Origin of the sequence: Pseudomonas sp. NPDC088414 (genome assembly GCF_044753325.1) — a bacterium.
GTDB lineage: Bacteria > Pseudomonadota > Gammaproteobacteria > Pseudomonadales > Pseudomonadaceae > Aquipseudomonas.
In genome coordinates this window covers 69,125-90,392 of record NZ_JBIVMY010000014.1, presented here as the reverse complement: position 1 = coordinate 90,392, position 21,268 = coordinate 69,125, and the positions used below count along the sequence as shown (strand labels likewise).

At 61.9% G+C, this 21,268-nt stretch carries 12 protein-coding genes; 9 read left to right on the top strand and 3 right to left on the bottom strand.

Annotation, left to right across the window (positions count from 1 at the left end; translation table 11 throughout):
• Window positions 1-62 precede the first annotated feature (62 nt).
• The 5 genes from ACIP8I_RS14535 to ACIP8I_RS14515 all read left to right on the top strand — a co-directional run bounded on the left by ACIP8I_RS14535 (window position 63) and on the right by ACIP8I_RS14515 (window position 12,899).
• Entirely contained in the window at window positions 63-1,058 is a 996-nt protein-coding gene (locus ACIP8I_RS14535; RefSeq protein ID WP_400761991.1) for an AraC family transcriptional regulator, read from the top strand.
• A gap of 271 nt (window positions 1,059-1,329) precedes the next feature.
• Window positions 1,330-2,355: a histone deacetylase family protein gene (locus tag ACIP8I_RS14530; RefSeq protein ID WP_007962268.1), complete on the top strand. Its 1,026-nt coding sequence runs from the start codon at window positions 1,330-1,332 to the stop codon at window positions 2,353-2,355.
• Window positions 2,352-3,452: a polyamine ABC transporter substrate-binding protein gene (locus tag ACIP8I_RS14525; RefSeq protein WP_400761989.1), complete on the top strand. Its 1,101-nt coding sequence runs from the start codon at window positions 2,352-2,354 to the stop codon at window positions 3,450-3,452. Before ACIP8I_RS14530 ends, ACIP8I_RS14525 begins: the two co-directional genes overlap by 4 nt.
• A gap of 147 nt (window positions 3,453-3,599) precedes the next feature.
• Window positions 3,600-8,165, top strand: a complete 4,566-nt coding sequence (locus ACIP8I_RS14520) for a dermonecrotic toxin domain-containing protein (RefSeq protein ID WP_400761987.1) — start codon at window positions 3,600-3,602, stop codon at window positions 8,163-8,165.
• A 144-nt stretch (window positions 8,166-8,309) separates the two neighbouring features.
• The gene (locus ACIP8I_RS14515) at window positions 8,310-12,899 is read left to right on the top strand and encodes a hypothetical protein (RefSeq protein WP_400761985.1); all 4,590 of its coding nucleotides are present in this window, start codon (window positions 8,310-8,312) and stop codon (window positions 12,897-12,899) included.
• A 3-nt stretch (window positions 12,900-12,902) separates the two neighbouring features.
• On the opposite strand, the gene ACIP8I_RS14510 is transcribed toward ACIP8I_RS14515, so the two are convergent.
• On the bottom strand, window positions 12,903-14,456 hold the full coding sequence (locus tag ACIP8I_RS14510; protein WP_400761983.1) for a PLP-dependent aminotransferase family protein: 1,554 nt from the start codon (window positions 14,454-14,456) through the stop codon (window positions 12,903-12,905).
• 92 nt (window positions 14,457-14,548) lie between these two features.
• Here ACIP8I_RS14510 and ACIP8I_RS14505 point away from each other — a divergent pair, with 92 nt between their 5' ends.
• Genes ACIP8I_RS14505 through ACIP8I_RS14495 form a run of 3 tightly spaced genes read left to right on the top strand, consistent with a single transcriptional unit; the run spans window position 14,549 to window position 16,313 of the window.
• Window positions 14,549-15,172: an FMN-binding negative transcriptional regulator gene (locus tag ACIP8I_RS14505; RefSeq protein ID WP_400761981.1), complete on the top strand. Its 624-nt coding sequence runs from the start codon at window positions 14,549-14,551 to the stop codon at window positions 15,170-15,172.
• A 10-nt stretch (window positions 15,173-15,182) separates the two neighbouring features.
• On the top strand, window positions 15,183-15,629 hold the full coding sequence (locus tag ACIP8I_RS14500; protein ID WP_400761979.1) for a GNAT family N-acetyltransferase: 447 nt from the start codon (window positions 15,183-15,185) through the stop codon (window positions 15,627-15,629).
• 12 nt (window positions 15,630-15,641) lie between these two features.
• Window positions 15,642-16,313, top strand: coding sequence for a GNAT family N-acetyltransferase (locus ACIP8I_RS14495; RefSeq protein WP_400761977.1), 672 nt, complete (start codon window positions 15,642-15,644; stop codon window positions 16,311-16,313).
• A 94-nt stretch (window positions 16,314-16,407) separates the two neighbouring features.
• Here ACIP8I_RS14495 and ACIP8I_RS14490 read toward each other — a convergent pair whose 3' ends face one another.
• Window positions 16,408-16,686 carry a helix-turn-helix domain-containing protein gene (locus ACIP8I_RS14490; protein ID WP_400761975.1) on the bottom strand — a complete coding sequence of 93 codons (279 nt, stop codon included), beginning with the start codon at window positions 16,684-16,686 and terminating at the stop codon, window positions 16,408-16,410.
• On the bottom strand, window positions 16,683-18,035 hold the full coding sequence (locus tag ACIP8I_RS14485; RefSeq protein WP_400761973.1) for a type II toxin-antitoxin system HipA family toxin: 1,353 nt from the start codon (window positions 18,033-18,035) through the stop codon (window positions 16,683-16,685). The genes ACIP8I_RS14490 and ACIP8I_RS14485 overlap by 4 nt, the downstream gene beginning before the upstream one ends.
• Before the next feature lie 228 nt (window positions 18,036-18,263).
• Here ACIP8I_RS14485 and ACIP8I_RS14480 point away from each other — a divergent pair, with 228 nt between their 5' ends.
• Window positions 18,264-21,221 carry an autotransporter domain-containing protein gene (locus ACIP8I_RS14480; protein WP_400761971.1) on the top strand — a complete coding sequence of 986 codons (2,958 nt, stop codon included), beginning with the start codon at window positions 18,264-18,266 and terminating at the stop codon, window positions 21,219-21,221.
• The last annotated feature ends 47 nt before the right edge of the window (window positions 21,222-21,268 follow it).

Below are 21,268 nucleotides of genomic sequence, written 5' to 3'. Positions count from 1 at the left end.
GGGACGTCATGCGCGGCACGCTACTTGCTGGCACTTTTGCCAAAAACCAGCGGATGCCGCCCATGCTCCACTCCCACCTCACCACGCTCAACGCCGTCTCGCTGGTGCTCAACACCTTCAAGGCCGAAGGCTTGTCGAGCGACGCGCTGCTGGCCGGCAGCGGCATCAGTGCGGCGGATCTGGCCCGTGCCGATACGCGTATCACCACCAATCAGGAAATGCAGGTCTGCGCCAACGCGGTCGCGCTCAAGCATGACATTGGCCTGGAGCTGGGCCGGCGGATGCACGTTTCCTGCTACGGCATCCTCGGTTACGCCCTGCTTACCAGTGCCACCTTAGGTGACGCTTTGCGCCTGGCGATTCGCTATCCGGCGCTGCTGGGAACACTTTTCGAACTGCGCCTGGAAGACGATGGCGAGCGGGTCTGGTTCGTCGCCGCCGATTACCGCGAGAGCCCGTCGATGGCGGTGTTCAACGCGGAATTCTGCCTGGTGTCGTTGAAGGTCATCTGTGACGACCTGCTCGGGCATCCGCTGCCGTTGCTGGCGACACGCTTTGAACATACCGCGCCGGATTATCGCGACAGCTACGCCGAACACTTCGACAGCCCGCTGCACTTCGCCGCCAAGGACAACGCCTTCGCCTTCGACCGGCGCTGGCTCGATCAACCGTTGCCATTGGCCGACAGCATCACCCATCAGGCCATGGCCGACCGCTGCCGCAAACAGAACATCGAGTTCACCGGGCGGCAGGCGTGGCTGGGGCGGATTCGTCAGCTGCTCAGTGCGCAGCTCAACGCTGCGCCGGGCCTGGAGGGGCTGGCCCAGCAAATGAAATGTTCGCCGCGCACTTTGCGCCGGCACCTGAAGGACATGGGCAGCAGTTATCAGGAGCTGCTCGACGAACTGCGCTTCGAGCGGGCCAAGCAGATGCTGTGTGAAGATCAGTTGCCGATCTACCGCATCGCCGAGACCCTGGGCTTCAGCGAGACCGCGAGTTTCCGCCATGCGTTCGTGCGCTGGAGCGGCGTGGCGCCGAGCCAGTTTCGCCCGCACTGAGAACCTCCTGTAGGAGTGAGCCTGCTCGCGATTGCCATCCAGCATTCAACATTTATATTGGCTGACAGACCGCCATCGCGAGCAGGCTCACTCCTACAAGGATTGTGTATTGCCTGCCCATGGCAAGTGCAAACCTGCGCCAGCAAGGGGCGAATTGCGGTCAGAGTTTTTGGCCATATCGATCCCCTTTTGGCCTTTCCTGCCGTTCTCCGATTCGCCGCGCGCCGCAACACTGGGGGTAACCGAATCAGCCCCCTGCGGAGAACAACAAATGCTGACGATCTACTCGGACGATCACCACCTGCACCACGGCCGCTGCGAACTCATCGACGGCCAGCTCAAGCCGTGCTTCGAGATGCCGTCGCGCGCCGACCACGTGCTGCAACGAGTACAGCACCAGAATCTCGGTCCGGTGGAAGCACCGAAGGATTTCGGCCTGGAGCCGATCGCGCGTATCCACAGCCGTGACTACCTCGACTTCTTCAAAGGTGCGTGGGCACGCTGGACCGAATTCAACACCGACGGCGACCTGCTGCCCTACACTTGGCCCGCCCGCACGCTGCGGCAGATCAAACCGACCAGCCTGCACGGCCAGCTCGGCTACTACAGCTTCGACGGCGGCGCGCCAATCACCGCCGGCACTTGGCAAGCAGCCTACAGTGCAGCGCAAGTGGCGCTGACTGCCCAGGCGGAAATCCAGCGTGGCGCACACAGTGCGTTCGCCCTGTGCCGACCACCGGGACACCACGCCGCCAGCGACTTGATGGGCGGTTATTGCTACCTCAACAACGCCGCCATTGCCGCTCAGGCATTCCTCGATGCCGGCCACAAGAAGGTCGCGATCCTCGACGTCGACTATCACCACGGCAACGGCACCCAGTCGATTTTCTACGCGCGCAGCGACGTGCTGTTCACCTCGATCCACGGCCACCCGGAAGCCGAGTTTCCGTTCTTCCTCGGCTACGAAGATGAACGTGGCGAAGGCGCCGGTGAAGGCTTCAACTTCAACTATCCGCTAGCGGCCGGCTCCGGCTGGGATGTGTGGAGCGCGGCGCTGGAACAGGCTTGCAACGAGATCGACAGCTACGGCGCCGACATCATCGTCGTGTCGCTGGGCGTCGACACCTTCAAGGACGATCCGATCTCGCAGTTCAAGCTCGACAGCCCGGATTACCTGGCCATGGGCAAACGCATCGCCGCCCTCGGCAAACCGACGCTGTTCGTCATGGAGGGTGGTTACGCGGTGGAGGAAATCGGCATCAACGCAGTGAACGTGCTCGAAGGGTTCGAACAATGAACCGACTCAAGCACCGCATTGCGCCAGCCCTGTGCGCGGCGCTGCTCAGCGGCGCCGTCCACGCCGAAGAACGCACCCTGCGCGTCTACAACTGGTTCGACTACATCACGCCCAAGGCGCTGGAAGACTTCAAGGCACAGAACACCCAGACCAGACTGGTCTACGACATCTTCGACACCAACGAAGCGCTGGAAGCCAAGCTGCTGACCGGCAACTCCGGCTATGACGTGGTGGTGCCGTCCAATGTATTCCTCGCCAAGCAGATCGAGGCCGGGGTGTTCCAGCCGCTGGATCGCAGCAAGCTGCCGAACTGGAATCACCTCGATCCGAAACTGATGAAGCTGATCGAGGCCAACGATCCGGGCAACAAGTTCGCCGTGCCGTACATGTACGGCACCATCCTGATCGGCTTCAACCCGGCCAAGGTCAAGGCCGCGCTGGGCGAGAATGCGCCGGTGGACAGCTGGGACCTGATCTTCAAAGAGGAGAACCTCAGCAAGCTCAAGCAGTGCGGCGTCGCCCTGCTCGACTCGCCGTCGGAGATCCTGCCGCTGGCCCTGCAACACCTCGGTCTGGATCCCAACAGCAAAAACCCGGCGGACTATGCCAAGGCCGAAGCACTGCTGATGAAGATCCGGCCGTACATCACCTACTTCCACTCATCCAAGTACATGGCTGATATCGCCAACGGTGACATCTGCGTCGCGGTCGGTTATTCCGGCAGCTTCTCGCAAGCGGCCAACCGCGCCAAGGAAGCGAAGAACGGTGTCGTGGTCGACATGCGCCTGCCCAGGGAAGGCGCACCGATCTGGTTCGACATGCTCGCCATTCCCAAGGGCGCGAAGAACCCGGAGGACGCCTACACCTTCATCAACTACCTGCTGCAACCGGCGGTGATCGCGCCGGTCAGCGACTTCGTCGGGTATCCGAACCCGAACAAGGACGCCACGCAACGGGTCGATCCGGCGATCCGCAACAACCCCAACCTGTACCCGACCGATGCGGCGATGGGCACGCTTTACACCCTGCAACCGCTGCCGCGGGATGCCGAGCGGGCACGCACCCGGGCCTGGACCAAGATCAAGTCCGGCACCTGAGCCGACGCTGACGACAAGACCCGCCGCCGTGCGGGTCTTTTTTTGCTTGCGATATCTATCTACCACCCGAGGCCAGCAACCCAGTCCTACCTTGGCTGCATCCGGCCCTGCGCCCGCAGGCCGCCAACGTCAGACAAGGATATGGTCATGCCCGAAAGTACCGCGCCCAGCGCTGTCGACATACTCACCCAACTGGTGAGTGGCCCCTCCCTCACCGAAGTCGCTTCCAATGCCTTGAAGCCCGCCCTTACGCGGCTGTACCCGCAGCAAGCGATCGACCCGGAACGGGTCGTGGTCGGTACGCCGACCTGGGTGATCAAAAAACAACGGATCGATGTCGGCCCCTGCCAGTTCGAATCGCTGACCGATATCCTGGTCAGGCTGGCCCTGTCCGGCACGACGGTCACGCTCATCGATGGCGAACACTTCCTCACCGAACAACCCGGCGTCGAGACTGCAATCCAGCTGCCGGTGAAAATGGAAACCGTGGGTGCGCTGCTCAACGAACTCGCCCCCTTGCTGTTCAAGTCTCTGCAAGAACAACAGATCGATTACTGGAACGAAACCGTCAGCCCCGCCGTACCCCGCTGGCACCAGCTGTCGCGCACCTTGCAGCAGGTATGGAATGTCAGCGCTGACAACGGCTGGGATGCGGATCAACGGGCAATGGCCCGCGCCGTGTTCAACCAGCCGGAGAAAACCCTGCGCTTGCCTGCCGACACCTACCAGACCCGCGCCTGTCTGATTGATCTGGATCTGGATGAGAGCAATCAGCGCAGCCACTTGAGCGTCCTCGACACCGCCGTGCTGGTCGGCACCGTGGGTCAACGCACGTTGATCCTCAGCCACTCGATCACTCAGGGTTTCCAGAGCTTCAACAGCTTCGAGGAACTGCAAAAGTCACTGCAATGGCCGGTCGAGACAGGTGTCGACGGAATCGACATCAGGTGGCGATTGTTCGAGCCGCCGGGCAACTTTTTCGATCAGCAAGCCTGCGCGATGATTGCGCTGGAAGCCCAGGCAATTGGCGATATCGATTTTTTCCGGCGACCTGCCGACGCCGTGTTTCTTCCGCGCCATGGCGCGCCCGACGATTCAGACGTTGGCGCGCAGCAAGCTCCTGCGCGGTTTACGGTTACCCAGCATTCGTTGCCGCCATGGCTCGATAACGCCGCACCCGCCGACCAGACCCGTTACAGCCGTCACTTGCTGGATCTGGTCGCCATGCAACAGCAGAACGAGGGAAGCACCTTTCAACAAGAGCTCCCCGGCATCCAGGCCTTCACTCTGGGCAAACTGAACAGCGCCATCCGCCAGACCCCGGCGCAGAACTTCAGGTTGCAGGACGTGGAAATCACCGTCACCAGCGTGGTGGTCTGGGGTACCTTCGTTCCGCCCGAACAGGAGCAGACCCTGACCCTGTCACTGGTCGAACTCGCCTTGCAGAATCTGGCCGGCCTGCCGCTGGGCAACATTGCGGTGCGCTACCGCGAGGGTGCGAGCACAGTACCGGCCTGGATGACCCCGACCTATCTGGAAAACCTGGTGACCACGGTCGATATCGGCAAAACCTATCCGGATGAGCTCAAAAACAGGCTGCTTGATGACCCGTCCCGGTCTTTGCGCCTGCGACAACTCTACAGCCGCCAATTGCCCCTCGAGCTGCCGCTGCTGGCGTTGCAGTACAAAATCCGCGGTCAGGCCGGGCTTGATGAGCTCGGCTATCGGTATGTCCTGGCAGCCTTGGCCAGCGCGCCGGTGGACAGGCGCGTCGACGGCCAGGACATCGTGATTCGCCCGCTGGGGTTCGTCACCGGCGGGCAGACCGACGAAGTGCTCAACATGTTCGTGATCGGCCCGCGCGACATGAGCAAGGGCCCCTGCCTGCTCTACCGGCCACTGCTCGACGCACCACTGCTGCAATTCCCGTCAACCGCGAACCTGCTGTATGCCATCCGCCATTCACGCACCCTGCGCCAGTCGGTCCTCGCCTGGCTGCCGGACCGCGTGCGTTTCAATTACTCGCAATATGTCTTTCCCGGTGCGCTGCCTTCGGTATGGACGATACCGCAGCTGCTGGTCGACCCGACGTCGGCACCGGCACCGACCGCCGCCCTGACGCTGGGCAACCGAGTCATCGAGCAGGATCTGCTGGCGACCCTGTACAAGGCTAATGCCGACGCGCTAATCGCGCAGGCTGATCGCAGCGCTGTGTCCAATGCTCAAGCGCGTTGGGCCACGCTCAAACGTGGCGGCTGGGCATTGTTCAATGCCGCCCTGCCGTTTCTCGGACGCGGCGTCGGCACTGCAGCGTGGATCTGGCAGATCATGGATGACCTGCAAGAAGTCAGCGACGTTCAAGAACAACAGCAGGCTCTGGACTGGACTGCACTGACCGACCTCCTGCTGTCGCTGGGCATGGCGCTCGCCCACCGCGCGGCCACGCGCAAAAAACCGCAACGCAGTGCCTCCACGATTACCCAGCCAACCCGAGAAGTCAGCAAGCCGCCCAAGCCAGACGCCCTTCGCGTCGCGCGATTACCTGATATCGTCGGGCATGAGTTGCCGGACCATCACACGCCGGCGCTGCACACCCAGGGCGCATTGTCGGCCGGCTCTCCTTCGAGCCTGGGCCTGTTGCTCGACAGCCTCAAGATCAGCCAACCCGAGGGCCTGAGCCCGGCAGCTGCCGACGGCGCGTACCGTCACCTGCGCACGGCGGGGGAAAAATGGTACGCCGAGGTCGGCGCGCGCTGGTTCGAAGTCGCGCTCAACGACAATGACGACGTGCAGATCATCGATACCCGTCAGCAACCGCCACGCCGCGGGCCGTTGTTGATCGCCAATGCGCGGGGACAGTGGATGGTCGATCTGCGCTTGCGCCTGCGCGGTGGTGGGCTGAAAAGTCGGCGCAAACAGTTGCAGCAACACAACGCCGAATCGTTACGCCAGAAAAAGCAGGAAATCGCAGCATTCGATGCCGGGCTGGCAGACAAACGCAGCCAGTTGGTCTCGGTACGCCGCGCCATGCTGGAAGCCACGCCGGAAACTGCTGCAAGCGCCCGTCAGCAGTTTCTCGATACGCTCGACTCACAGGTCAAGGCGTACACCGTCCACATCGACAGCCTGAAGGCCCTGAACATCCTCGAAGCGGTGCCCAACTACCGCACCGCGATGCTCGACCGGATTTCCCTGCAACTGTTCCTCATGCAGGCCTGGATCGATGAAACCTACTCGGCATTTCGCCAAAGCCTGGAAGTGACCCTGGTGCTGCTCGATGCGCCGGGCAATGAAACGGATACCGCGCGTTCGGAGCCCTTCGATAAAATGTCCGACCTGACCCGAGGGATCATCGACAAGATCGAATTCGCCCACACCCGTTTTGCCGAACTGAGCCTGCTGGGCAAAGAGGCCGTAGAGGTGACTCGCCAGTACAAGGCCCGGCTGCCAACGTTCTCGCTGGAGGACCTGAAGCTGCTGCAAATCACTCTTGGCCAGGAGCTGTGCCTCAATGAACAAACGGGTGAGTTTCGCGAAGGCGCCCGTGTCGCGCTGGAAACCCTGATTGAAGACGCATCGCTGAACATTCAGAGCGCTCTGGATCTGAGCGCCGAACAGGGCCTGGAGCAACTCGGCGAACGCGTCGAGGCGATGAATAATCTGGTGGAACAATTCGACGTCATCGACCAGCGATTTGTCGACCTCGTCGCCGAGTATCCGCAGCACCTGAATGCCGAGCGTCTTGAAAGCGTGAAGCGCCACGTTGCCGAATTCCATCAGGACGCGATGCAACATTTGTCGACCCTGCTGCGCGAGCAGCGCCTGGTGGAACCGGTCGCCGGGCCGTCCAGGTCACCGGTCACACCGGCGCGCAAAATCATCAAGACCCGTTACAAGGGCACACTGGTCGGGCAACCCCGTCGCAGTGCCGGCGGACAGGACGGTGACCTGGTGGATGTGATCGCCCCGTTGACCGGAAAAGTGATTGCCACCTTCCACGAGAAATCCCCGGGCAACTGGGTGGAACGGGTGCCGGCCAAACCTTCGGTATCACCACGTCCCGGCCCCGACCTGCCGAAAAGCACGCAGGCTGCACAGGTGTTGCTCAATGGTCTGGCAGACTTCAGAAAACGCACTCAGGCGCACATTGCCCGGGCGCAACGCAATCCGACGGAGATCGAGGAAATTTACTACATACATGCCACGCGACTGCGCGAGGCCATGGAGAAAATCGATCAGGCCTTGACCGCCGGAAATCACACCGACGGCAAAACGTCCACGGCCAGCAGCCTGCGTCAGCAACTCGACAACGAAGCCACTGCCCTTTATGCCGAAGGTCGCGCCGCCAGAATCGACATCACCAAACAGCAGCCGCCCACTGCTGCACGGGTCCAATGGCTGTTCGCCAAAGGCGAAGTGACGATCAGTAAAACCACCGAGCGCCGCCGACTCAAAGGCCCGCGCAAGGATTATCTGCTGGAATATCCGATACTCGACCACAAGAGCGGAAAAGCCCTGTGGTACGCCCATTTTCACTACACCAACCCGGCGGATCCGTTGCCATCCTTCACTGCCGCGCATCTGAAAACCGTTGAGCAACGGCGCCTGGGCGGCGCCTTTGTCGAGCGCGAGAATCGCAGTAACCAGGAGCTGATCGCGATCCATCGCAGCAGCATCAGCCGCTCACAGGCTGAAGCGCTGTTCTTCTCCTGATCGCCGGTTCCTCGACGCAAGCCCGCCACGCGCGGGCTTGTTTCAACCTATACATATCTACCACCCGAGGGCCTGGACCGCTCGCTACTGTCGGTTGCACACGGCAATTGCCGCACTCTCCACCTGCCCAACGGTTGCGATCCCATGAGTGAAACAATCCGCACGAACATTGCTCCCCAACTCTTGAACAAAAGCCGCCTGGTCGAACAGACCAGCGGCGGACCGGTCTTGCACGACGCCGCAGCACAACTTTTGCGCAAGGCGTTGACTACGCAGTTTCCCGATCTGCAGATCGATCCCGACACCGCCTTGCTGGCGACCCCGGTCTGGCAGGTACAGGGCGAAAGTCTGGTCAGCCATAGCTGTCGTTACGAATCGCTGACTCACATGCTGGCGCGCCTGGCGTTCACCCAGACCAAGGCCAACTGCATTGAAGGTGAGCATTTCCTGACCTTGTCATCACAGACCGACGAGCCGGTGCATTTGCCGGCCGGCATGGATGCGCTGACGACGTTGCTCAACGAAAATGCCCCGGTACTGTTCACCGGCTTCGCGCAGAGCCAACTCGATTACTGGAATCAAACCATCGAGCAGAAACCGCGCTGGCAACAACTGGCTGACACTCTGCAACAGGCGCTGAACGTACAATCGGTGAATGGCTGGGATGCGCACGAGTGCCGCCTCGCCCGCCTCGTCGCACAACACCCGGACAACACATCGCGCGCTTCGACCAGCGCCGAACTGACGAACGTGCGCGCCCGCCTGATCGATCTCGACCTGGTGTTTGATCAGGCCGAGAGCAGCCAGACGCAGCACTTGATGCTGGCCGGCGCGCTGGTGCTCAGCGCAACGCTGGGCGGTCGCGAGTTGCTTGCGCTGTTCACCATCGAAGAAGGCTATGAATCGTTCGGTTCCATGGCGCAATTGGGCGCCACCCTGCCCGAGCGCATCGACATCGACTTGCGCGGTCAGGGTCTGAAATGGCGGCTCTATGAACCCGACGGGAATATTTTCGATGCCATGGTCCAGGCGCTGGTGAGCTGTCAGATCGACTCGATCGATGCCCTCGATCCGGGCAGTCGCTCGCCCCTGGCCAAATTCTTTTCACACCCGCGCGAAGGGGATACCGACTCCAGGACAGATGACGACGCGCGCATCGAGCAACTGGACAGGGCGATTCCGCAATGGCTGCTGGCAGGATCGCTGGACGACATCCAGACCTACAGCGGTTATCTGAGCGACCTGGGCAGCCTGCGTGGCGAGTCCGACGGCCAGTGCTTCGAATACCGCGAGGTCCCGTTGATTCTGGACTACGCCCAGCAACAGATGCGCGCCGCCATCGTTGCCGAGCGACCCGCTGCCGACACCCTGCAACTGCGCCTCGATGATGTACGGATCACCCTGACCCAAAGCTTCGAAGCCGGCGGTCTGACCCTGCCTGATCCGACCAGCGTCAGTGTCCAGACCCTCGGCGAATTCGCCTTGCATAACACCCGTCCTTACCTCGCCACGGTCGCCTACGCCGACGGCAGCGCCACGCCGGACTGGCTGACGGTAAAACTGCTGTCACGCATGGCCAGCGCGGTCAACATTGGCGAGCGTTATCCAACGCTGATCAAGCGTACCCTGATCGACGACCCGGTGCAGGCCGGGCGCCACAGGATCCGTTACAGCCGACAGTTGCCGCAGCTGCTGCCGATGCTGGCGCTGGAGTGCAAGCTCAAGCGCAAGGGTGATGTCGACGAACAGGGTTATCGTCTGGTTCGCCAATTGATCGACTGCATCGCCGCCAAATCCCCCGCCTCCGAATGGCCGGTGCAGATCCGGCCCCTGGCCTTCGTCCCGCGCTTTCGCCTGGGCAGTACGCCGGACACGGTGGCGAACATGTACATCATCGGGCCGCGCGCCGGCGCCAGTGGCCCATGCCTGCTTTACCGACCGTTGCTTGAGCAATCGCTGCGTCAGTTCCCCTCGGAACAGAACATGCTGTACGCGTTTTACCAGGCGGGTGAATTGCGCGATTCGGTGCTGGCCTGGCTGCCCACTCCGGCATTGAGTTTCGAGTACGCCCAGTATGTGTTTTCCGCCGGGCTGCCCTCGCCATGGACGATTACCGAACTGGCCTTCGAACCCTTTCTGCACCTTGACCTGACCTCCGCCGTCGACCTGGCGAATTCGCCCCTGAGCGGCGATGTGTTTTCGCAGCTGTTCGCCAGCAACAGCCAGGCCATGGCCGACCTCGCCGATCGCCAATCGACGTCCAATGCCGAGCGGCGCTGGACGCTGTTGGCTGACAGCGGCTGGGCCATCTTCGGTGTGGCCAGCAACTTTCTCGGCGGCCCGGCGGGCACGGCTGTCTGGGTCTGGCAGACCGTCAGCCAGGTCCAGCAGGCACTGGATGCCCATGAGCGTGGCAATACTGCGGTCGAGTGGTCTTCGATCGGCGACGTGCTGCTGACACTGGGCATCCTGCTCGCGCAGAAAGCGTCAGTACGGCGCATTCGACTCTCGGGGCCGCTCAACGAAATTCCACAGACGACTCGCACACACTATGCAGAACCCGCCAAAGCGCCGCTGCTCCCCGGCAACACGCCAACTATCACGCAGGACACCGCGGCGTGGGGCGCCAGCCCGCCCGAGGCGCATCGGTCCTTGCTCGCACACTCCGCGCCAGTACGGTTTGATGCACACGCAAGTTTTGTGCAACGCCTTGACCGTTTGAAAGTCCCACGGCCGGCGCTGCCGGAAAATGCACGCGTCAATGCCGCCCACCTGTATGAGGCCTCGGGAAAACTCTATGCGCGGGTCGGAACACGCTGGTTTCAAGTCAGCGCCGAGGGCGACGAACCGGTGCTGATCGTCGATCCGCACAACGCGGGGCATTCCGGTCTGTGCATTCGTTTCGATCCCGAGACCGCTCTGTGGAACTGGGATCTCAGGCTGCGCCTGCGCGGTGGCGGCCCGACCGGAAGGATCGAGGCCCTGCGGCGTGAGCGCGCCACCCGCAAGGATGAGGCATGGGCTGCATTGCACCGGTTCATCGAACAGGAAGCCCGGCGCAAGGCCAGCCTCGACGAAGCCTTGCAACCATTGGAGAACAGCGATCCGGCGGAGCCTGTGTCCGAAGCTGCCGTGATCGCGTACATCGCTAAGGCCGACGAACTGGCCAGTGCCTACGGTCAGGCTCTGCAGGATCTGGAAAAGTGGCGGGAGGCCGGTGGTGCCGGGGTGTTCTACCAGTCGCAACTGATGCGTTTCTCGGTCGAACAGCATCGCTATCTCAGCGGCTGGATGCGCATGAAGTTGCGCGAATACGCGCGCATCGTCGCGCCGCAGCTGAGCACCTCGGAACCACCAGAAACCCGCTCGCGGGCGACTCAGATGCAGGCCGCACGCCAAGCCATCGCCGTCAGTGACGAGATGGTCGAGCGCCTTGCGCAGTTGCACACCTCGCTGGAAAGACTCGACCAACATACCGGCGCAACCCGCAAAGTGGCGACTGAGCTGCGCAGACTGATGCCCTCGTTCACCCGTCGCGATTTGCACGCCAATGAAATCGGCATGTCCACCGAGCTGTCGCTGCGCGACGCACCGGACAGCGTCCTCGATCCACTGCGGCAGCTGATCGTTCCGGTGTTCGAGGGGGCTGCCGAGGCCGGCCATCTGCTGGTGGAACGGCGCAACAGCCGGGCACTGGATGTCGAGCAACTGAGCGCCGTGGTCGACCGTCTGGCCGATGCCCAGCGCCGCTTGCAGGAGGTGTTGGCCAGCGCCTCCGCGCAACTTGAAGTGAACCGCTTCCAGCGGGTTCAGCAATTGGTCGAAGACTTTCACCAGTTGGCCCGCAAGCGTCTGCTGATCGCCCTGCCGGAACCGGAAGAGGTTCCCACCGCAGCCATGGCCAGACTCGATCCGGCACCGTCGACATCGCGCGGGGTCGGCAAGGTGAGCAAGTCACGGCCGCGCATCATCGAAACACCACGGGCAGCGTCCCCTGACAAACCCCAGGCGACGGAAGACATGCCGGTGATCCGCTCCGTCATCAAGCGCCCCGCCGTCGTCCCGACGCTGGACGATGCGCAGATGATCGGCAATGCGATGACCCTGGTCGCGGAACTGGACGCCTTCATCAAACGCCTGCGCACCGATGCGCAGCGGCCTTCGCGCATCCCGGCCGACATGCAGGATCTGTTCGATCAACAGGCAACCCGTTTCGATCAGGCAGCGGTAAACGTTCAGGCAATACTTGTCCGAAAAAGCGCTGAATTTCCAGTCGGCAGACTGACGACCGACTTGCGAGAAGCCGCTGCCCGCCTGCGTCGTGAAGGCATCAACGTCTACGGCAGCATGCTCACCGCGCGCAAACCCCGGGAGAGCTATCTGAAATGGCTGCACGAACACCATCTGGTGCAAATCGTCAAAGACCCGCGCGGACGCATCCGCACCCGGCAGCGCAAGGACTTCTTTCAGGAGTACCGGATCCTCGACAAGACGCGCAACGACCAACCGTTGTGGGTCGCGCACTTTCATTACGACACGCTGACCGATCCGAGCGACCGCTTCACGGCTGCTCACCTAAAGGTTGCCGATGGCTTTTTGCAGGAGCTGCCAGCGAAAGTGCGCCAGGAACTGGACAGCTTCGATGCCGTGGATAACGTGCTGCGCCGGATCACTCGTCCGGCGGTGCGGGATCTGTTCCTTCACCCACGCCATGCGGGAGCCGACGAAAGCTGACGCTCAGTCGCACCAGACGCTGCGGAGCCGTGCCAGAGCGCCCTGGATATCGACCTCCGGCACGGCGGCAAATCCCAGCACCAGACCGGCGCGCTGATCCGCCGGGGTTTGGGAGTCGGGTAGCCAATAGCTGCTCAGGCCATTGACCTCGACCCCGACACTTTCGGCTTTGGCGATCAGCTCACGCTCGCGGGCAACGTTGTCCACTGCGACCGTCAGGTGCAACCCGGCAGCCACGGCGGGCAGGCCTGCGACGCCCTCGACGTTGTCCGGCCAATGCGCCAGCAGGCAGTTGCGCCGACTCAGGGCGGCGCGCCGCATGCGCCGGATATGCCGTTGAAAATGTCCGGCCGCCATGAATTCGGCCATCACCGCCTGGGTACTGACTTCCGAATGCCGCACGTCCACCGCGCGGCGCCGCGCGAAGGCTTGCACCAGTCCCGTCGGCAATACCAGATAGCCCAGACGCAACGCAGGAAAAGCGACCTTGCCGAACGTCCCGACGTAGAGCACCCGGCCCTGACGATCCAGCGCTGCCAACGGAGCCAGCGGTGCGCCGCTGTAACGGTACTCGCCGTCGTAATCGTCTTCGATGATCCAGCCCTGGCTGCGCTCGGCCCAGGCCAGCAGCTCAAGCCGACGGGCGAGGCTCATGACCACGCCGGTCGGGTACTGGTGGGAAGGTGTGACATAGGCCAGCCGGCAGTCGGCAATTTGCCCCAGCGCTGTGCAATCAATGCCGTCCTGATCCACAGGTACCCCGTGCAACCGGCCGCCGGCCACCGCAAAGGCATGGCCAGCCGCGCGGTATCCCGGATTCTCGATGCCCACCGCAGCGCCCGGCTCCACCAGCAGCTGTGCACAAAGGCTGATGCCCTGCTGCGCGCCACTGGTGATCACAATTTGCTCAGCGGTGCATTGCATGCCGCGTGAGCTGCGCAAATACGCAGCGATCAATCCACGCAGGCGCTGATCTCCGGCCGGATCGCCGTAACACAATTGCTGCAGATCGGGTTTGCGCCAGAAAGCCGCGTTGAGCTTGGCCCAGACCTCGAACGGGAACAGATCGAAGGCCGGAACACCGACCCTGAACGCCTTCGGCGGACCACTGGGGGGCAACGATAAATGGTTGTTTTCCAGGCGCTGCACAGCACCGCTGTGGATAACCTGACTGGATGAAATCACAGGTAAATCCAGCCAATTTGTGGATAAGGCTGTGGGTAAGCCTGTTGAAAACCCTGTGGATACTTTTGTGGATAGTTTTTTCGTGGGCAATGCACTTTGCGGCAATTGGGCGACATAGGTGCCGTCCCCGACCCGGCCTTCGATGAAGCCTTCGGCGTACAACTGATCGTAGGCGCGCACCACGCTGTTGCGGGAAATCGCCAACGCCGCCGCCAGATCACGGCTGGCCGGCAGCCGTGTGCCACTGGCCAGACGCCCGTCCAGCACGCGCAGACGCAGCGCTTGGTAGAGCTGGCGGCTCAAACCCTGACGGCGGTCAAGCGCAATACCGGCCGGATTGAACGGCATGGACAGCGTGGGCGATTCGGGCATGGCAATGGACCTATGAAATTGCTCATCAATGGCTCTTACAACAGACCAATAGCCTGCCTAGGATGCAGGCATTCGCCAAGGAAAATCTCTCCATGTACACGCCCCGCGCCTTTGCCATCGACGAACTGTCGCAACTGCACGAACTGATCCTGTCCAGCCGTCTCGCGATTCTGGTGAGTAACGGTGAAAACGGTCTGCAAGCCAGCCATGTGCCGGTGCTGCTGCACCGCGAACAAGGCCCGAACGGCACGCTGTACGGGCACCTGGCCAAAGCCAATCCGCAGTGGAAAGACCTGCGCGACGGCGCTGAAGCGATGCTGATTTTTGCCGGCCCCGACGCCTACGTCAGCCCGGGCTTTTACCCGAGCAAGGCCGAGCACGGCAAAGTCGTGCCGACCTGGAACTACGTCGCCGTGCACGCCTACGGTCACGCCGAAACCTTCAGCGACGGCGGGCGCCTGCTCGACATCGTCAGCACGCTGACTGATCGCCATGAAGCCGGTCGCGCGCAACCGTGGAAAGTCGACGACGCGCCGGCCGACTACATCGACGGCATGCTCAAGGCCATCGTCGGTTTCGCCATTCCCATCGACCGCCTCGAAGGCAAGCGCAAGCTCAGCCAGAACCGCAGCGCCGAAGACATAGCCGGCGTGCGCGAAGGCCTGACTGCCAGCCCCGACATCAATGACCAGACCCTCGCCCACTTGATGCGTTAAGGAAATCAGCATGAGTCAGATCCAGATCCGCCCGGTGACCGCCGGTGATCACGCCGCCTGGTTGCCGTTGTGGCAGGCCTACCTGCGCTTTTACAGCAGCGAGTTGCCGGACGCCGTCACGCACAGCACCTGGCAACGTTTCCTCGATCCAGGCGAACCGACCCACGCCGCCCTCGCCTGGGCCGACGGTAAAGCAGTGGGCATGGTGCATTTCATCTATCACCGCTCGAATTGGAGCATCGAAAACTCCTGTTACCTGCAGGACCTGCTGGTGGCACCGGAGACCCGTGGCACCGGCGTCGGTCGCCTGCTGATCGAACACGTCTACGCCACCGCCAAGGCCGACGGTTGCTGCAAGGTGCATTGGCTGACCCACGAAACCAATGCCACCGCGATCCAGCTCTACGAGCGCATCGCCGAGCGCCCGGGATTCATCCAGTTTCGCAAAGCCATTTAAGGAGCCGCGTACATGACCACTTCACTTGCCGACTGGAAAGGCGTCCCCGCCCCCACCGCGACCTTGCTCGAAGGCCGTTTCATCCGTCTGGAACGACTCGATCCGGCACGCCACGGCGACGATCTGTTCAATGCCCTCGAAGGCCCCGGCGCCGACCCGAAGCTGTGGGATTACTTGCCCTATGGGCCGTTCCCCGAGCGCAGCGTTTTCAATGACTGGCTGAACAATCATGCGGCCAGCAGCGATCCATATTTCTTCAGCGTGATCGACCGCGCCACAGGCCAGGTGCAAGGCATCCTCAGCCTGATGTCGATCGTCCCGGCGCAGGGGCGCATCGAGATCGGCCACGTCACCTTCGGTGCGCCGATGCAACGTTCACCGAAGAGTACCGAAGCGGTTTACCTGTTGGCCAAATACGCCTTCGAACAGGGCTACCGTCGCCTGGAGTGGAAATGCAACAACGGCAACGCCCGCTCCAAATACGCCGCCGAACGCCTGGGCTTCAGCTTCGAAGGCGTGTTCCGCCAGCACATGGTGGTCAAAGGGCAGAACCGCGATACCGCGTGGTATTCGATCCTGGATTCGGAGTGGCCGGCAATTGCCGCAGGGTTCGAGCAGTGGTTGAGCGATGCCAACCAGACGCCGACCGGGCAGGTGAAAGGTTTGGTCGAGTGCCGTAGTTAAATCGCCAAAGCAAAAGATCGCAGCCTTCGGCAGCTCCTGCAGGGTGAACATCAATCCCATGTAGGAGCTGTCGCAGGCTGCGATCTTTTGATCTTCAACCAATATCACGGCGGATTTTTACAACACCCATCTTCATCCCGAACGGACCAAATACCGCGTTCAGCGACTTCAGCGTCTGGTTACCTTCACCATGCTCGATATGCACCAGCGTGCGGACCGAGATTTTGCACATCTTCGCGAACTGGGCTTGATGCAGCCCGGTGACTTCCACCCGCAAACGGCGAACGGCTTCGCCGATCTCCAGTGTCCCTTGAGTCAGCGCTTCCTGAATGTTTTCGATGAGCACAGTGCGCTCGGCAACCGTCATGCTCATTTCATATCCCACTCTTTCAAACGCTGCTCCAGATTTTTCAGATGAACGCCCGGATGGTTCATGGTTCTGTCAGGCAAACCGCTGGCAGTCAGAATGTCCGGCAGCGCAGCCAGGTGTCGTGCGTCTTCGCGCAGCCGTTCGAAAAGGACGGACGCATCAGATAGCGCCGCCATTGGCTCGTCCGGTTCGACGATATCCGCCAATGCGCGGCAAACTCCCAGCCAGTCGACGTCTCCCGCCCTTTCCAGATCTTTTGGCCATTTGGTCGTACGGGTCACACCTTCGTCGTCCATGACCATGGGGGCCAGGTCGTAAATCGGTGCGAGGCGAAATGTATTTGCCTGACGGATAATTGCGGTGTTTCGACCATGGTTATCCGAGTTACCGAGGATCTTGTTGATCAAGTCCCTACGCAAGTAATCAGCTACGAGATCAGGTACCTGACTTGCTTGCCCCGCTTTACGCCAGAGCCCGGCCAGCATGCGGATAACCTCCATATGATTCATCGCGCTTCCCGGTATCGTCACTTGGGCCAGGGAATAGATCGACTCGACGGCAAGACGCGACACGCATCCGTCATCCACTCTGCGATCGAAGCGCTGCATCCACAAACTTGGCTTGTTCGACTCTTCCAGCGCCAGGCCCTCGACCGCGATCGTTTCGATACCCAGTTTCTGAAGCGCCCTGTAGTAATGAAATTCGCTTCGCAGGATGTCCTGATCAGTCAGACCTCCCCGGTTTCTGGAAAACTTCACAAACCAGTGCTGTCGGACTTCTTCGTCGCCCAATACTGCATCGGGGTACAGAAGACCGGCCTTGTTCTCGGCCAACAACAGCTTCGGTGCTTCGCCACCAGCGCCCGTAGCACCGCTAATCGCCGCACCCAGTTCGTAGGCGTATTCAAGAAAACGGTTATCGCGATGAATGACATCCTCACGCTTGAATCCGATGGGCTTACGCTCATCTACGGCCTCGGCCGACTCTTTGATTCGCATGTTGCCGATAGGAGCGGGAGTGCTACGGCCAAGCAGATATAGATCGGCATTGATATCGGCCGGCTTTTCTTGCCCCAGTCGCGCAAGCAAAAACCGCTTGGCCGCGCCTGCAGGAGCGATGTCGTGCACAAAGGCTGGCGTGCCGGAGCGCCGACCTTCCCAGTCCAGAGGGTACAGCGCACTGACTGCCTGCGAAAACGGCGACCCTATGGCGTCAATATTTTCGACAAGGTATGCCGCTTCGTAACCAAAACTGCAGCGACTTTCAAAACCCTTTTCGGGATCATCGAAGCTCAGCACCATGGCGTCGTGCCATTCACTGGCCGTATATATTTGCAATGTCAGCTGGTACATGCCTTTCACCTGCATTTAAATGCATTTCTACATGGCTAGCTTTGATAGAAGATGCAATATAGTGCATTCCATCAGTCGGCAGAGAAATTAAATCTGCAACAAAATGCAGATTCAACCGCTTCCCATGCAGCCAATCCGCAAAATAATGCAGACAGGGCTCAATACATCATTCTGTAAAAACCCTTCGCTATACAGGACGGCCCGCTTATAACAAAAGGCCGTTCACTTATGACCTTCCCGCCGCAGCGCTTGTCCCTCGCCGCCGTTCTGCTGATCACCGCTGGCACCGCCCACGGCAAAACCGTGCAGATCGACAGCGCCACTACAGCTTCGCAAACCCTTGGCGGCAGCGACACGCTGACGATTTCGGCACCGGGCAACATCACCAGCAGCGGCAAGGCAGTGAGCCTGAAGGATCAGACCAGCGGCGTCGGTGTGGTCATCGATAACGCGGGGAAAATCGTTTCGACCGGGGGCCGGGCCATCGACAGCAGTGGTGACGAAACCAAGGCGCGTAATTACACGATCTACAACCGCAGCGGCGGGCAGATTCTCGGTGCCAACGACACGCTGCGTATCGACAGCAATTTCGTCAGCGGCAGCCTGTTGATCGACAACAGCGGCGTGATTCGCTCCACCACCGGCCAGGGTCTGGACCTCGATGCCCTGCGCAGCGACGGGGTCAGGACCAGCATCATCAACCGCGCAGGTGGGCTGATTCGCGGCGATGCCAGCGACGGCATGAAGACCGGCGCCAACGCGAGCATCACCAACTACGGCGAAATCTCCACCGGTGACTCGCACAACGCCGACGAGAAATTCGACGGTATCGACATCGACTCAGCCAGCGGTGTCAGCGTGACCAACTACGGAGTGATTTCCGGCGGCCGCCATGGCATCACCACTGACCTGGGGGCGACGCTGGTCAACTATGGGCAAATCACCGGGCGCAACGGTTCCGGGTTCGGCTCCGACGGCGACGGCACGGTGATCAACCACGGCACCATTACCGGCGCCTACTCTGGACTGCAGGCGAACGGTGATGGCGACGGCGTGGACATCGACAAAATCGCTCACATCGAAAACTACGGCACCATCCAAGGCGTCGGCGCCGGGGGCGTGGACAAGGGCGGGTTCGCCAACGGCAGTGAGGGCATCGCCCTCGGCGGCGGCTATATTCTCAACGCCAATGGCGCACTGATCAGCGGCGCCAACAGCGCCATTCTGGTGGACGACGGCAGCGGCGGTTCAGGGCTGGCGGCGACCACTCTGGAGAACTACGGCACCATTCGAGGCCTCGACGGCTTCGGCGTGAAATTCGTCGGCGAGTTCGCCGACACCGTGATCAACGGCGGCACTATCAGTGGCAGCAACGGTCTGGCGCTGGACCTGGGCGGCGGCAATGACAACCTGACCCTGCGCAATGGCAGTCGTTTCGTCGGCGTGGTCGATGGCGGCAGCGGCTACGACCGGTTGGTGATGGACGACGCGGCGGGCGGCAGCTTCGGCGCCAGCCGCGATTTCGAATGGCTGGAAGTCCGGCAAGGCGCGTGGACACTCACCGGCAACGGCGATTTCAGCGACGGCGGTGCGGTGCGCAATGGCGCCACTCTGATCAATCAGGGCGGCATCGCCGGCAACCTGACGGTAGACGCCGGCGGTGTGTACGCCGGTGGCGGCTCGGTGGGCAGCCTCAACGTCAACGGTACGCTGCGTACCGACACCGGCCTCGGTCGCGCAAGCATCGTGCATGACTTGAACATGGGCAGCGGATCGACCCTTGCCTACGGCGTCAACGCCGACGGCAGCAGCGCCCCGGTGCAGGTCGGCGGCATTGCCTTTCTCAACGGTGCGACCCTGGCGGTGAATCCCGGCAGCGGCACCTATCCGTGGCAGAGCCATTACACCGTGCTGCAAGCGGCCAGCGTCAACGGCACCTTCGGCAAGGTCACCAGCGATTACGCATTCCTCACGCCCACCCTGGCCTACACCCCGACGCAGGTCGATCTGACCTACACCCGCAATGACGTGGCCTTCAGCCAATTCGCGGCAACCGGCAACGGCAGCAACGCGGCCAGCAGCCTCGCTTCAATGGGCAACAACAACGCGCTGTACAACGCCTTGCTCAACACCACCCAAAGCACCGCTGGCGCGGCGATCGAGCAACTGGCCGGCGCCAGCAATGCCAACCTGACCAGCGCTACCCTCGGCGCCAGCAGTCAGGTCGGCAACAGCATGCTTGCGGCGATGCAGCAGATGGGTGGCGGCCCGGGATTGATGGTCGGCCTCGATCAGCGCGAAACACCGGTGCTGGCGGCCAATGGCGTACCGACCGAGGCGCGCAATCTGAATGATCCGAATGCGCGCGGACGCCTGTGGCTGCAAGCCATCGGCGGCTACGGCAAGCTCGACGGCGAGCATGGCAACAGTGGCCTGGAGCAACGCACCAAGGGCAGCGTGCTGGGTGCCGACTGGGCGCTGAACCCGCAATGGCGCCTCGGTGTGCTCGGTGGTTATTCGAAGACTGATCTGGACGCGACCGGTGTCGATGGCAACGTCGAGAGCTGGCACGCCGGCGTCTACGCACTGCGCCAGAGCGGCCCGTTTTCTCTGCGCCTTGGCGCGGCGTACAGCGGCCATCAGGGCGAAAGCAAACGCACCGTGGCGTTCAACGGTTTCAGTGATCGGCCCAAAGGCGACTACGACGCCGACAGCCAGCAAGCCTTCGCCGAACTCGGCTACGCCATGGGCAGCGGCCGTCTCAGCGCCGAGCCGTTCGCCAGCCTCGGCTACCAGCGCTACCACCGCGACCGTTACCAGGAAAAGGGAGGTGCCGCCGCACTGGACGTCGACAGCCAGACCCAGGACAACTTCAGCAGCACCCTCGGCCTGCGCCTGGCGCACCTGAGCAGCCTCGACAACGGCATGAGCCTGACCCCGCGCTTGGCCGCAGGCTGGAAGCACACCTACGGCGATGTCAGCAGCTCGACGCGTCAGGCATTCGTGGTCGGCGGCACGGCATTCAATGTTGATGGCAGCGCGCTGGATCGCGACAGCCTGGTACTTGAAGCAGGGCTGGATGTGGGCATTTCGGCACGACACTCCCTGGCGCTGGGCTATAACGGCGAGATCGGCAGCAACAGCCGCAACCATGGACTGATCGGGCAGTGGCAGATGAGTTTTTGATCCTTGAACAGCCGGCGGCGTCTGGATCTGGTGTAGGAAAAGGCCCC